We start from the raw sequence: 14,322 nt of genomic DNA, 5'->3' as shown, positions 1-14,322 counted from the left end.
TCTTGGAGAGGATTAATGCGATCGCATCTCCCCATTCCTCGTTAAGATCCTTTTCCCGTTCGTCCTGCCAGATTTGCAACTATCGCAACTAACTCTTCTGGATTGACAGGCTTAGGCATATGTAACTGAAAACCTGATGCAAGGGCACGGATTCGATCCTCCGCTCTAGCATATGCCGTCAACGCCACAGCCGGAATCTCTCCACCTTGCTCGGCATCCAATGCCCTCACTTTCCGAATTAGGGCATAGCCGTCTTCTCCTGGCATCCCAATATCGCTTACCAGTACACTCGGCTTTAACCGTGGCAGTGCCTCTAGTACCTCACTTGCTGTTGCAACAGTAGTCACTTCAACGCCGTACTGTCCAAGTATAGTAGTCAGCAAGTCACGGGCATCGGCTTCATCATCAACCACGAGAACCCGCAACCCATTCAAGTCGGGCAGGTTGTCAAGCGGCACATTATGCTCAATCGTTGAGTCAACGGGTGATTGATTGCTGCCTTCTGTAAGCCTCGATACCAGTGGTAGCTGCACTGAAAAGGTTGCTCCCTGCCCTTCACCTGGACTATCGGCATGAACAGTCCCTCCGTGCAGTTCCACTAAATGACGGACAATTGCCAAGCCTAACCCCAATCCTCCATAAGCTCTAGTGGTGGAGCTATTTTCTTGGCGGAAGCGGTCAAAAACATGGGGTAAAAATTCAGCAGCAATCCCCTTACCTGTGTCGCTCACCTGAATTTGGACATATTTATCCGTTGTCTGTTGTCGATTATCCGTTGTCCATGCCAACTGACCACTGACTATTGATAGTTGCACCTCAACTCGCCCACCTTTGGGGGTGAACTTAATAGCATTAGAGAGGAGATTCCAGACAACTTGCTGTAAGCGGTTGCCATCCCCTAAGATTGGTGCAATTGAGCAATCTAATCTCGACTCAATCTGAATATCCTTCGCCTGCGCTGCCGGACGTACTGTATCAATTGCTGCCTCAATCATAGAAGTCAGTTCGACTGGACGGGTATTGAGGTGGAGTTTGCCCCGAATAATCCGGGAAACGTCTAAAACGTCTTCAATGAGTGCAGCCAATGACTTTGTATTACGGTCGATTGTCTCTAGGGCACGAGCGGCGGTAGCCTCGTTAAACTTCCGGGTACGGAGTAGCTGAGTCCACCCCAACATGGCATTTAGCGGAGTACGCAATTCATGGGAGAGTGTCGCGAGAAATTCATCCTTCATGCGGTTGGCGGATTCCGCCTCACTACGGGCTGCCTGTTCACTCGCTAGCAACTGTTCGCGTTCTGCCTCTACCCGCTTGCGTTCAGTGATGTCAATCATGAATCCACGCAGTACAGAAGGCTTATCCTCACTCCGAACGACATTGACGATATCGTACAGCCACACAACTCGTCCATCAGCTGCCAACATTCTGTATTCAAATTCGTAGTTTTCAAGGGTAGCTGCAGAGTCTAAGCAATATTGAATCACCCAGTCTCGATCTTCTGGATGGATGTGTTCAGACCAGAAATTGTCAGTGTACCAATCTGATAAAGGATAACCAAGAATTTGTAGGCTCTGTGGGCCGACATAGGTAAAGCTCCCTGTTGTTGCGTCAGCCTCCCAAGGAATGACACAAACCTTTTCTGCCAGTTTCCGAAACCGTTCTTCGCTCTCTTTGAGTGCTGCCTCGGTATGTTTGCGATCGCTAATATCGGCAACAATCGACATACAGCTAACATTGCCTTTTGCATCACGTAGAGGGGCAGCCCAAACGTTGATATCAATGGCTCTACCCCCCTTCTTCTGACGACGAGTTTCCATACCTGTTAAGGTATTGCCTTGCCGAATAAAATCCAGATTTGCCAAGAATTCCGCTTGTTTGTCTTCAGGAACAGAGGGGAGAAAATGCCCTACTGCTTCCTGTTCACTCCAGCCGAAGATTTGCTCAGCGGCTGGATTCCACATCTTCACAAGCCCATCATCAAGACTAAAAACTGTAATCGCCAAGGGACAAGCTTGAATCAGCGCTTGCAGGGTTTGGTTGGTTTCGCTAAGCGCTTCCTCAGTCCGTTTACGCTCGGTGATGTCCTCAACCATCCCTAATCCAAAACAGACTGTCCCATCCTGATCAGAAACCATTGTCGAAGTCAGATTAACCCATAAACTTTCGCCATTCTTCTTGATGTAGCGTTTCTCAAGCTGATAGCTCGGTATCTCACCTTTAAATAGCTGTTCTACATAGGCAACATCGGTTTGAACATCGTCAGGGTGGGTAATTGCCGCAAAGGTAAGTTGATGCAATTCTGGTGCAGAGTATCCCAACATCTCACAGTAGGTTTTATTTACTGTCAGAAACCGACCGCTTAAGTCAACAACAGAGATGCCAATGGGTGCTTCTTCAAAAAACGTTCGGAATCGCTCCTCACTTTCTCGCAACGCCGACTCCGCTCGTTGACGTGCGATCGCAATTCCTGCTAAATGAGTAGATACCTCCACCAGTTTCCGGTCTTGAGGACTGGGTTCTTTCGGTGTTCGATAATACATCGCAAAGGTACCCAAAACCTCCTCATCCTTACCAAAAATCGGCATTGACCAGCAAGCTTGTAAACCATGAGCTAAAGGCAAATCTCGCCACTCTGCCCAAAGTGGATCGTTGGCAATATCCGATACAATTACAGGCTCCTGACGATAAACGGCTGTGCCGCAACTTCCGGCACAAACTCCAACAGCAACACCCTGGTTGATAATTTCTTTGTAGCTTTCTGGAATACTAGGAGCGATACACTCACCTAGCACTGTGCCATCTTGATTCAGTAGCAGAATAGAACAGAGAGCATTATCAGACTGTTCCTCAATGGATCGAGCTAGAACATCCAGCACATCAGGGAGTGCGGCACCCGTGGCAATTAGTTCTAGAATACGAGTTTGTGCAGCAAGTAACGCTTGGCTTCGCTTGTGTTCAGTTAAGTCTAGATAGAAGGCGACTAGTTCCTGTTGCTCATCATAAGGCTCTTGCAACATTGCCCCACCGATCAGAACAGGAACTCGCGTTCCGTCTTTTCGGATGTATTCTTTTTCAAAGGGAGTTGCAACACCTTGCCTCTTTAATTCTTCTGCTGCTTGTGCATCCAAGTGCAGAAATTCGGGCGGTGTCATCTGTGTCCAGTGGATTTGCCCTGAAAGCACTTCCTCCCGTGTATAACCCGTCATTTCCAAGAAGTAGTCGTTGGTGTAGTTGATTTTGCCGATAAAGTCACCGAAGGCAACCCCAAAAATGTTTGACTCAACCAGCCGTCGTAATCGCTTCTCACTCTCTTGGAGAGCGGCTTCGGCTTGTTTACGTTCTGTGATGTCACGCAGCGCCGACACTCGTACCGGACGACCTTGGTACAGAGAGCTTTTTCCTTCTACTTCTAAGGAAAAGGTTGTTCCGTCTTTCCTTAAACCCGTTAGCTCATAAGGCTTTTCATCACCTAATTGAATTTTTTCTAATGCGATCGCATAAGATTCAGGAGTCAAAAACTCAGATGCTGATAGCTGTATGACTTCTTTCAGTTCGTAGCCAAACATTCTCGCAAAGGCGAGGTTGGCATCCAGAACTTTTCCAGCTTCATGAATCAAAATGCCTTCAATTGTAGAATTTGCCAAGGCACGAAACCTTTCTTGGCTTTCACGCAACGACTGCTTGGCGCTTGAGCGATCGCGATCAATTCGATCTAATGTCTGGGCAATTTGCCAAATCCAAACGGCAAACACAACAATCGTCACTATAACCAGCAGCGATAACCCAAAGGAGGCGCTGTAAAGATTAGCGCGATAACCCTGGAGGACAACGTAACCGACAACGGAGGGAATCACAAGTGCCGCTACTAATAGACGACGTGCAATGAATCCGCCAAGGCTATCGCTTGTAACGACTTTCATTACTCCTTGTTGGGGATAGGTAAATAAAATACCAACACACAGAATAATGAACGTTACTACCGTGTGTATTGCCATTTGCGTATGGGAAGCGATGCCGTAGAGAAATTTAAATTGATAAGCATAGCCCAGTAGTGGTTGCCAGGACACTAAAGCCGCGACTAGAGCAAGAAACTGAGCCAATCCGTGGTAGCGACGACTTCTCTGGCTCAAAAGCAGCAAAGCAAAACCCAGTAAAGTCAAGTTCAAGGCTGTATTCGGAGCCATCCTACCTGGATGAGAGGTTCCGACGGCTTCCGGCAACTCACGAAACAGCAATTGATCAATCCCAAGGTTCCAGTTGAATAAATATTGACTCAGCGTCAGTAAGCCAATCAGCGCTACTGTGAAAGCACAGACTTGGGCAACCTGAGTCCGCGACTGCCTCGAAAAATATTGGTGATACCAACGAGGTATTCGATGCCTAGACGCAAAGATGCGAGTTTGCAAGGTACTATTTCGACTAGTAGCAGTCTCTGGATTTTCTTCCTGTATTCCCGTGTCCTCTTTTCGTACCTTGTTACTCTTGTCTGCTTCTTGCAACAACCACAGTGATACCCCAGACAGCAAAAAGGCCAATGCCGTATTCGCTTTCATGGTGACTAAGTTGGGAAGGACACTCTTCAAGATTGAGACATTGAACAACCAGCCAATGAGGACAATCAAGCCAACAAAAAACGCGATCGCACCTGAGGCTTGTGCAATCCGCTTTATCAAAGAGATTAGGGGAGAATCGGGAAGTGGAGAGCGATTCACTTTTACAATTATCGGGGGATTGAGAAGTTAAAACTAATGGTGCGTACCCCTACATTATCTTTTGACCGGGGAACTCTGGTCTTGCATCCACCCCCTAAAGGCAAAGCCTGGGTTGATTATGCCACTTGGGATGACCGGGTAGAAAAGTTTCGTATCCCTGGAATTCATTACCGCCAGTTAGTAGAAGCCTTGCAAGCAGAAGGAACTACCTTTAGTGATGACGCGAAGGAGTTTTCTCCGCTAGATTTGGTTCCCAGTTTTGAGATGGAACCTTACTCTCACCAAAGTGAGGCACTTTTAGCCTGGAAGCAAACAGGACGGCGAGGAGTAGTCGTGTTACCGACAGCGGCAGGAAAGACTTACTTAGCTCAGCTAGCGATGCAATCAACACCTCGCAGTACCCTGATTGTAGTGCCAACTCTGGATTTGATGCACCAGTGGTATGCTCAGCTAGAGGCGGCATTTCCCGATGTGGAGTTGGGGTTACTAGGGGGCGGTTCACGCGATCGCACTCCTTTACTCATTGCTACCTATGACAGTGCGGCTATCCATGCCGAAGCACTAGGAAACCTCTATGGATTGTTAATTTTTGATGAGTGTCACCACTTGCCGACAGACTTTTATAAAGTGATTGCGGAATATGCGATCGCACCCTACCGACTGGGACTGACGGCAACCCCAGAACGCTCGGATGGGCGTCATAATGACCTCAATGCTCTAATTGGGCCAGAAGTCTATCGCAAAACGCCTGAAGAACTTTCTGGTTCAGCACTAGCAGAGCATAAGGTTGTTCAGATTAAAGTCAAGCTCTCGCAAAAAGAACGCGATCGCTACAATGAGTGCGTTAAACTTCGCAATGACTTTTTGAAGGAATCAAATATCTACCTCGGTAGTCTACAAGGCTGGCAACAATTTGTCATGGCAAGTGCGCGATCGCCAGCCGGACGCAGAGCAATGCTTGCCCATCGAGAAGCCAAGGAAATTGCTTCTGGCACCGACGGCAAACTCCGGATTCTGATAGACTTACTTGCTCAACATTACCCAGAGCGTGTTCTAATTTTCACCAACGATAATGCCACTGTCTACCGCATCTCCCAAGAGTTACTGGTTCCATCAATTACTCATCAGACACCCGTAAAGGAACGCCATGATATCCTAACGCGCTTCCGAGAGGGAGAATACAAAACCTTAGCAGCGTCCCACGTTTTGAATGAAGGCGTAGATGTCCCAGATGCGCGTGTAGCGATTATCCTATCGGGTACAGGTTCAGCACGCGAGTATGTTCAGCGATTGGGGAGAGTGTTGCGTAAAGGTACAGACGATAACAAACTTGCCATTCTCTATGAAGTCGTGGCAGAAGATACTAGCGAAGAAGGAACATCCCAGCGTCGGCACGGTTCAGAATTCAAAAACGAACCTGCCAAGAAACGAAAAGAAGTCGAAAAGCCGAAATTGAAGCATCGACAGCTAGAAATTCTCCCGTCTTCAACGTATGAAGTAAATCGTTCTACAATTCCTAAAGCTGCTGAGTCACCTGCAAAATGGGGAGAAGAGGATACACCAGATAGCTTTTAATCATCACCGTTCTCAAAGTCAACTTAACGTTGATTTGGCGGTTGAAACCAACGAGGGACACTCAGGATTTGACACCTCTCCATTGGGCATTATAGTTTGACACATCAGAGTACTTCTTAAATTTGCGCCACCTAAGTTTGCCCCACTTAAGTCCGCAAAACTCAAATTTGCACAGCTCAAATTTGCACAACTCAAATTCGCATAAGTGAGATTCGCCCCGCACAAGTTTGCCCCAAATAAATTTGCCCCAAACAAATCAGCATCTCTTAGGTAAGCGTTATACAGCTCAGCATTTTTTAAGAGGGCACCGTTCAAGTAAGCATGATACAGGTCAGCGTGTCTGAGGAGCGCACCTCTTAAATTGGCATGATACAAATCAGCACCACTTAGGAAAGCACCAATCAAGATTGCACCACTCATCGTTGCACCACTCATAATTGCGCCACTCAGGTTGGCTCGACTCATAATGGTTCCACTCAGGACTGCGCGACTCATAAACGAATGACTCAGATTGGCTCGACTCATGATGGCTCGACTCAAGTTTGCATCACTTAAGTCAGCGTTACTCAAGTCGGCACGAATTAGTTTGACATCAAACAGCTCGGCACTTTTGAGACTCATGCCACTCAAGTTAATACCTTCCAGATTAGGAAAATAGAAACCTCGCTCTCCTGCTGAATAGCGCTCTAGAAGCTCACTAGCATCCATCGTAATGAGTCACTTTATAAATAACGGTTGCTTCCCATAAATCCCCTTTGCCTCCAGTAGTTTCTCTCCCCTCCCCGTCATCACAACCGTTAGTATTCCCTTTTCCCTCTACAGTTAAGCTACCACGCCTAACTTTCAGAGCATTTTGCCCAAGCTATTTACTTCCAAAATTCCTGTTATGTCGAAGGTTAACAACTGACCAAGGAGAAAAGGCGATCGCATAATGTTTCTTTTGCTACAATCTACCACTAAAAAAGTACCCGGCATGGGTACTGTTAGGCTGCTAAGAATTTCGCACAATTGAACCAGTAGAGCGTCACTTATCCTCCCCCACTTAAGAACGGCTACCACTAGGAATCAACTGTATGTTCACAATTCGGTTCAAAACAGCGAATTATACTCCAGATTGGCTAATTACCCTTCGGAACAATGTAGACGGATGGGAGAAAGATATTCCGGGCGAATATCAGAATGACGAATGGCGCTTTGAATTGTCTGAATCCAACTATCAGCAGGGTTTCTTCTTCAAGTTTGTACTCGAAGAAACTTACTGGATGGAAGGACTGAATATTAATCTCCAACCTGTAGCGGGTGGTGATTATGTTTATGAAGAAGGCGCAATCAAGTTTCCTCCAATCACAGAAGCGATTGTTGAAAACGGCTATGTACAACATCTCTTCTTCAAGCCGAATCTAGATGAAGACCACTTGTTTGATGTCATCGTTATTGGTTCAGGCATTGGTGGCGGAATTTTAGCTGACCAATTATCAGATCTGGGTGTTGATGTACTCATCCTAGAAGCTGGTAGCTATTTGTTTCCTACTCATGTCGCTAATCTCCCTCGTCAGCACAAAATTGGGCAATTTGACAAGCATGTCTGGGGATTATTTGATGAGTTTAAAATCCAGAACTACGTCAAGCCTAATGACTCTCAATATAAAGGGGCACAAGCCTTTAATTTGGGTGGTCGGTCAGTTTTTTGGGGTGGTTTGATTCCCCGGATGTCCTCTTGGGAAATGGATGCTTGGCCGACTCCAATCAAATGGTACTTAGAAGATAGTGGCTATCAGCTAGCAGAAGATTTGATGCGGTTGGCGCTACCCTCATCAACTTATCAGCAAAGTGTCAAGAAATTCCTGAAAGAGCAACTGCCTGAGTTCAATCATATTGATGCTCCAGTTGCCGTTAAGCACAGTAATGTTGACCTAAACACAATTCCTACGGGAATGTTTTCCACGGCTGATTTGCTGATGGAATCCCAACTCACTAATGGTGCAAGCGGCAATCAAAATCTATCAATTAATCTCAATCATCCTGTCGTTGAGCTAGAAACCACAGGTACCTCAGTTACTAAAGTCGTTGCCTATGACTTAATTGCTAAGAAATACCGAAAATTTCAAGCAAAGCAGGTTGTCCTTTCAGCAGGAACAATTGAGAGTGCAAAGCTAGCTAAGCTTAGTCAGCTTTTAGACCCGAATGGCAAAATTGGCGTTGGTATTACCGATCATCCCATCTTCTTCACCCATTTTGCTGTTCCCGCTACCTCCCCGTTTTACAACGTTGCGGCTGCTAGCAAAGTTCTCTCCTGGCATAAGCAGGCATCAGAAACTCAGCACCCCTACAATATTGTTTTGGAGTTGGGAGCTGACTTTAATCAGGGACGCTATCTTGACTCTGATATTGTCAATGCACACCGCCAGCAGAAAGGCAATGCAATGCTCTGTGAGATTGTCTTTCTATTCAATGCGCCCCTAATGGATCAGAATGGGGTTGATCACAATGGTGCCTCTTTTGTGAAGCCCTCTGTACGGATGCAGCCTAGCCCTAGTGCTAATGCTTTCTTTGGGGAAGTGAACGCGATTAAAGATAAGATTATTCAGCAGTTGGGCGGTGAGGCGCTAATGGGTGAAAATCTTGACCTCAAAGTGGGTGATTTAGGGGGAGTTGCCCACGAAGTTGGAACGTTACGGATGGGTGCGGAGAATGATGGCGTGGTTGATACAAACTTGAAATTCTTAAGTTACGACAACCTCTATGCTTGTGACTTGTCTGTATTTCCCACTTCTCCTGCTGCTAACCCAACATTAACGCTTGCAGCACTAGCGATGCGTTTGGCAGAGCATTTGAAGAACGTGCTGTAGTAGGTGCGATCGCTTTTCTATGAATGAGTAGGGGCGTATTCTTATATGTCCCTACATTTGTAATCTGGGATTCTAAATACAAAAGTAAGGTGCGATCGCTCATCCTACAATCAGCCTTCGCTTAAGCTGAACCTAGATATCATCTGGGTTTACTCCCATCTCACGTAGTCTAGCCGCTAATCGTTCGGCTCGTTGCCGCTCCTCATCAGCCCGTTGTCGCTCCTCATCAACCTGTTGCTCAAGCTGTCGTCGTTGCGCTTGTTCTTCCCTAATTAAGTCCTCTACTAATGGAGGAGAAAGAATTGTATCGACTGATAAAACTAATCCAGGAAACTGCACAAATTTCAATTCTTGCCCACGAGTGAACTCTTCCCGTTGATAACCTTCTTCACCCTCAGGATGATTTAAGACCCAGATTCGCTCTTTATTGGAGTCTACAATCAAATATTCAGGAATATCGATGAGAGCATACTCCGCCCTTTTACGAATGTAGTCCTCTCGCCAATTGTCACTGGTAACTTCCACTACCAACGTCGGTACTTCACCAAGGTCAAGAATTCCAGAACCAGGTCTGGTACAGGCTTGCTCCCAGAGCGCTGAAGTGCAAACAACAACATCTGGAATGCGGGAAGAATCAACTTCTGTTCTGACTCCAGTAGTAGTTATTGCAATCAGGGGTAGGTTTTGATCAGCAAAGTAAAACTTCAGCTTGTAGACTAGAAAATCACAAATTCTTGTATGTAAGGCTGTTGGCGTTGCCATCGGTATTAAATGTCCCCGAAATAGTTCATAGAGGACATCCGGCTCTCCCTGGTAGAACCGATATTCTTCAAATGTTAGGGTTTCTGTTGATGCAACAGACCGAGACATATCAATTCTCCCCATGATGATTGCGGCTTCTACTCCTCAGTATGGCGGATGTCTAGCAAGTGCATTGCATTTTGCATCTCTTTTGCAGGCAATGAAAGAGCATGGTGATATTGACTTTTATTTTAGTTTGTGTATGGAGATGAGCAATTTATCAACCCTTGTTGCTTCTTTCTGAGCCAAGCATTCTTATCAAACAGGAGAGTGAAGCTTGTGCGATCGCTTTCTTCAGCAGAAAGTTGGATAGTAAGGGTTTTGGATTCACTCTCATGTTTCCCGTGTAGGGGTTGGGTTGAGATGGGAGTGAAGCGTGCGATCGCACCTTTAACGGCTCAAGCAACTAACCTAAAAGTAGGAATACAAGCATCAAGAGATTAACTCATGGTTCAGCAACCTTTGATAGGTGATGATTACTATGTACCAGACGCTAACACCTTAGTTACCGAAGACGATACCCCTGTGGATAATTTCGCTTCTGCCAAACAACAACGCTTGTTAGTTGGCGCTCTCTACAGTTCTGCACAGGAACAAACTTTTTTGGCTGAAGCTAATGTTGGTATTTTCTATAAAGCTAATCAGCCTGCAATTATGCCAGATGTATTCCTTAGCCTTGATGTCGAGGTGCCTGAAAGTTGGTGGGATAAGCAAAACCGTTCTTACCTGGTTTGGCAGTTTGGTAAACCTCCAGAAGTTGTGATTGAAATTGTCTCCAACAAAATAGGGGAAGAACTAGGGAAGAAACTGAAAATTTATGAACAGGTTCGGGTGAGTTACTACATCGTATATGACCCTGGTCAGCATTTAGGACAGCAAGTACTGCGTGTTCATGAACTGAAGGGAAGGCGCTATACAGAAAGCCAAGAAAGCTGGTTAGAGCAAGTAGGGCTGGGTTTGAGGCTATGGGAAGGTGAATTTGAAGGTAGACAGGATATCTGGCTGCGCTGGTGCTACCGAGATGGAAATATTGTTTTGACTGGGGATGAACGTGCTGAACAAGCCGAACACCGTGCTGAACAAGCTGAACACCGCGCTCAACTCCTGGCAGAACAACTACGAGCTATGGGTATTGATCCAGAGACGCTTACTTAAGATGACTGGCACTGACTTAAGCGAAAAGTAATCGTTTGTTGGAAAACCCGGATTGGGGGACGTTGCCCCCCAATCCCCACTGGGGGAGACGCTTGTCCCCCAGTCCCCCCGCGCAAGGGTTGATCTGTCGTGATGAATTTTCTTAAGTCAGTGACATTTCACTTAAGATTATTGACAAACTCCTGTACTCGTTGCCACACCTTCTCTAGCAAATCAAGATTATCTGCATCAAACCATTCAATTTCTGGATAAGCGCGGAACCAGGTGCGTTGTCGCTTGGCAAATTGCCGAGTGTGCAAAACTGTGAGTTCTTTCGCTTGGGCAAGGGAAATATCACCTGCGAGATACTGCTTCATTTCTCGATAACCCAGTGTATCTAGCAGAGGCAAATCAATACCGTATTTCTGACAAAGGGCTTTTACTTCTGCTTCCCAACCAGAGGCTAACATTTGCTCAGTACGCTGTTCAATACGGCGAGTAAGAGTGTTAGAGTCGCTACAGTCCAAACCAATCTGGATAATGGGGTAACTCGGAGGATTCTCGCCTTGTTGCTTTGAAATTGGGCATCCGGTGACATAAAATACTTCTAATGCCCGTAATGTCCTCACTTCATCATTAGGGTGAATCTTTTGGGCGGCAATTGGGTCAACTTGTTGGAGGAAGGCGTAAAGCTGGGTTTGACCAAGAGAGGAAAGTTGCGATCGCAATTCACTTTGAGGCGCAACTCTCGGTATTTTTAACCCCTGTACGATTGAACGAATGTATAAACCAGTACCTCCTACTAGTAAGGGAAGAGGGAAACGGTTAATCAAAACCTGTGCTTGCTGCTGATAGTCTGCCAGCGTCAGCGTCTCTGTTGGATCACAGATATCTATTAAATAATGTGGTACTAATTGTCGTTCAGCCATTGAAGGCTTGGCTGTACCGATATTAAACTCCCGATAAACCTGACGAGAATCAGCACTGAGAATCACAGAACCCAGACGTTGCGTCAATTCTAAAGCCAGCCCTGACTTGCCAGTAGCCGTTGCCCCGCAAATCACAATTAATCCTGAGGGAGTGCAAGAGTCAGGGGAACAAGGGAGAGTTTGCGGGAAAACTTGTCCTTGTCCTCCTTGTCTGCTATTCATCTCTTCTACTTTGCCTTGATCAGATAGGTTCATCCCCTCTATAAATCACCCGTGAAACTGCGCTGTGGTCGCCAGCAAGCCTTTTGTGTTAGAATTTGTGAGTGTTTTGCCATTTTAAACGCATTACAACGGCTCAAAGCTTTTAATGGAGAATCCCTTACATGACGAGTAGTTACAGTGCCGATCAGATTCAAGTTCTGGAAGGTCTCGAACCGGTGCGTAAACGCCCAGGGATGTACATCGGTTCTACTGGCCCAAGGGGACTCCATCATCTAGTGTACGAGGTAGTAGACAACTCTATTGATGAGGCTCTGGCTGGCTATTGCACCCATATAGAAATTGACATCAATGCTGATGGTTCCGTCACCGTTACAGACGACGGACGAGGCATTCCGACTGATACTCATCCCACGACTGGGAAATCGGCACTGGAAACAGTAATGACGGTGCTTCACGCTGGGGGAAAATTTGGTGGCGGTGGATACAAGGTGTCTGGAGGCTTACACGGCGTTGGGATTTCCGTCGTTAATGCACTTTCTGAATGGGTAGAGGTGACGGTTTGGAGGGAGGAAAAAGTACATACCCAACGCTTTGAACGGGGTATCGCTGTGACTCAACTGATCGCAAAGCCTCATAAAGAGGCAAGAACTGGCACATCAGTCTCCTTTATGCCGGACACGCAAATCTTCGCCAATGGCATTGAGTTTGATTACACAACCTTGGCAGGGCGTCTGCGGGAGTTAGCCTACCTCAATGCCAGTGTCCGGATTACGTTTACCGACAGCCGACTGGCAGAACCACGGGTAGAAACCTATTACTACGAGGGTGGCATTCAGGAATATGTCACCTACATGAACCGTGAGAAAGAGCCTCTCCACGAGGAAGTTATATTTATACAAGGAGAACGCAACGGTGTTCAAATAGAAGTATCGTTGCAGTGGTGTGTCGATGCCTACAGTGACAACCTCTTGGGCTTTGCCAATAACATCCGCACGATTGACGGTGGTACTCATTTAGAGGGGCTGAAGACAGTATTAACACGGACGATGAATGCGATCGCCCGTAAGCGCAACAAAATCAAAGACAATGAAGCTAATCTCGGTGGCGAGAATGTCCGAGAAGGCTTGACGGGTGTTATTTCTGTCAAAGTACCCGATCCAGAATTTGAAGGTCAAACGAAAACGAAACTGGGTAATACAGAAGTCAGAGGGATTGTTGATTCTCTCGTGGGCGAGGTACTGACGGAGTATTTGGAGTTCCGTCCCCACGTTGCAGACTCGATCTTAGACAAAGCGATTCAAGCCTTTAAAGCCGCTGAAGCTGCCCGTCGTGCGCGTGATTTGGTGCGTCGTAAGTCAGTTTTGGAGTCATCTCCTTTACCTGGTAAGTTAGCAGATTGTAGTTCCAGAGACCCCTCAGAATCCGAAATTTTCATCGTAGAAGGGGATTCAGCGGGTGGTTCAGCTAAGCAAGGAAGAGACAGACAGTTCCAAGCCATTCTGCCTCTACGTGGTAAAATCCTCAACATTGAGAAGACAGATGATGCCAAAATCTACAAGAACACTGAAATTCAGTCCTTGATTACAGCCCTTGGCTTGGGAATTAAGGGAGAGGAGTTCGATGCCTCTGGGTTGCGTTATCATCGCATCGTGATTATGACTGATGCTGATGTGGATGGAGCGCATATCAGAACGCTATTGTTGACGTTCTTCTATCGCTATCAACGAGCGCTTGTCGATCAGGGCTACATCTATATTGCTTGCCCTCCACTTTATAAAGTAGAGCGGGGACGCAATCACTATTATTGCTATAGCGATCGCGAAATGACCAACCTCGTTCAGCATGAGTTCCCAGCAAATGCCAACTACACTATCCAACGCTTCAAAGGTTTGGGTGAGATGATGCCTACTCAGTTGTGGGACACTACGATGAATCCCCAAACTCGCACGTTGAAGCGGGTAGAGATCGAAGACGCGGCTGAAGCCGATCGCATCTTTACGGTACTAATGGGCGATCGTGTTGCACCACGCCGTGAATTTATCGAAACCTATGGTTCTCGGTTGAACTTCACTGATTTGGATATCTAATTCGGTTTGCACC

The 14,322-nt window shown here is 46.5% G+C and carries 9 protein-coding genes; 5 read left to right on the top strand and 4 right to left on the bottom strand.

Going from position 1 to position 14,322, the window contains the following annotated elements:
* Positions 1 to 41: 41 nt before the first annotated feature.
* Positions 42 to 4,712, bottom strand: coding sequence for a PAS domain S-box protein (locus H6F98_RS19985; protein WP_192220449.1), 4,671 nt, complete (start codon positions 4,710 to 4,712; stop codon positions 42 to 44).
* A gap of 36 nt (positions 4,713 to 4,748) precedes the next feature.
* On the opposite strand from H6F98_RS19985, the gene H6F98_RS19980 reads away from it, so the two are divergent.
* Positions 4,749 to 6,287 carry a DEAD/DEAH box helicase family protein gene (locus H6F98_RS19980; RefSeq protein WP_192220448.1) on the top strand — a complete coding sequence of 513 codons (1,539 nt, stop codon included), beginning with the start codon at positions 4,749 to 4,751 and terminating at the stop codon, positions 6,285 to 6,287.
* An 18-nt stretch (positions 6,288 to 6,305) separates the two neighbouring features.
* On the opposite strand, the gene H6F98_RS19975 is transcribed toward H6F98_RS19980, so the two are convergent.
* Positions 6,306 to 6,995: a pentapeptide repeat-containing protein gene (locus H6F98_RS19975; RefSeq protein WP_192220447.1), complete on the bottom strand. Its 690-nt coding sequence runs from the start codon at positions 6,993 to 6,995 to the stop codon at positions 6,306 to 6,308.
* Positions 6,996 to 7,360: 365 nt separating this feature from the next.
* On the opposite strand from H6F98_RS19975, the gene H6F98_RS19970 reads away from it, so the two are divergent.
* The gene (locus H6F98_RS19970) at positions 7,361 to 9,136 is read left to right on the top strand and encodes a GMC oxidoreductase (RefSeq protein ID WP_192220446.1); all 1,776 of its coding nucleotides are present in this window, start codon (positions 7,361 to 7,363) and stop codon (positions 9,134 to 9,136) included.
* 132 nt (positions 9,137 to 9,268) lie between these two features.
* Here H6F98_RS19970 and H6F98_RS19965 read toward each other — a convergent pair whose 3' ends face one another.
* Positions 9,269 to 10,006 carry a Uma2 family endonuclease gene (locus tag H6F98_RS19965; RefSeq protein ID WP_242058611.1) on the bottom strand — a complete coding sequence of 246 codons (738 nt, stop codon included), beginning with the start codon at positions 10,004 to 10,006 and terminating at the stop codon, positions 9,269 to 9,271.
* 210 nt (positions 10,007 to 10,216) lie between these two features.
* On the opposite strand from H6F98_RS19965, the gene H6F98_RS33125 reads away from it, so the two are divergent.
* Together H6F98_RS33125 and H6F98_RS19960 are read left to right on the top strand one after the other, a co-directional pair.
* Positions 10,217 to 10,381 (top strand): hypothetical protein, encoded by a 165-nt coding sequence (locus H6F98_RS33125; protein WP_206759663.1) that lies wholly within the window; start codon positions 10,217 to 10,219, stop codon positions 10,379 to 10,381.
* Positions 10,382 to 10,384: 3 nt separating this feature from the next.
* Entirely contained in the window at positions 10,385 to 11,092 is a 708-nt protein-coding gene (locus H6F98_RS19960) for a Uma2 family endonuclease (protein WP_192220444.1), read from the top strand.
* Positions 11,093 to 11,250: 158 nt separating this feature from the next.
* On the opposite strand, the gene miaA is transcribed toward H6F98_RS19960, so the two are convergent.
* The gene (miaA, locus tag H6F98_RS19955; protein ID WP_192220443.1) at positions 11,251 to 12,222 is read right to left on the bottom strand and encodes a tRNA (adenosine(37)-N6)-dimethylallyltransferase MiaA; all 972 of its coding nucleotides are present in this window, start codon (positions 12,220 to 12,222) and stop codon (positions 11,251 to 11,253) included.
* A 161-nt stretch (positions 12,223 to 12,383) separates the two neighbouring features.
* On the opposite strand from miaA, the gene gyrB reads away from it, so the two are divergent.
* A complete protein-coding gene (gene gyrB / locus H6F98_RS19950; RefSeq protein ID WP_192220442.1) occupies positions 12,384 to 14,309 on the top strand; it encodes a DNA topoisomerase (ATP-hydrolyzing) subunit B in 1,926 nt (641 codons plus the stop codon).
* Positions 14,310 to 14,322 lie beyond the last annotated feature (13 nt).

The organism is Microcoleus sp. FACHB-SPT15, assembly GCF_014849525.1.
Taxonomy (GTDB): domain Bacteria; phylum Cyanobacteriota; class Cyanobacteriia; order Cyanobacteriales; family Coleofasciculaceae; genus Symplocastrum; species Symplocastrum torsivum.
Note: the sequence above shows the minus strand (reverse complement) of the source record. Positions and strands in the feature narration are given on the sequence as shown.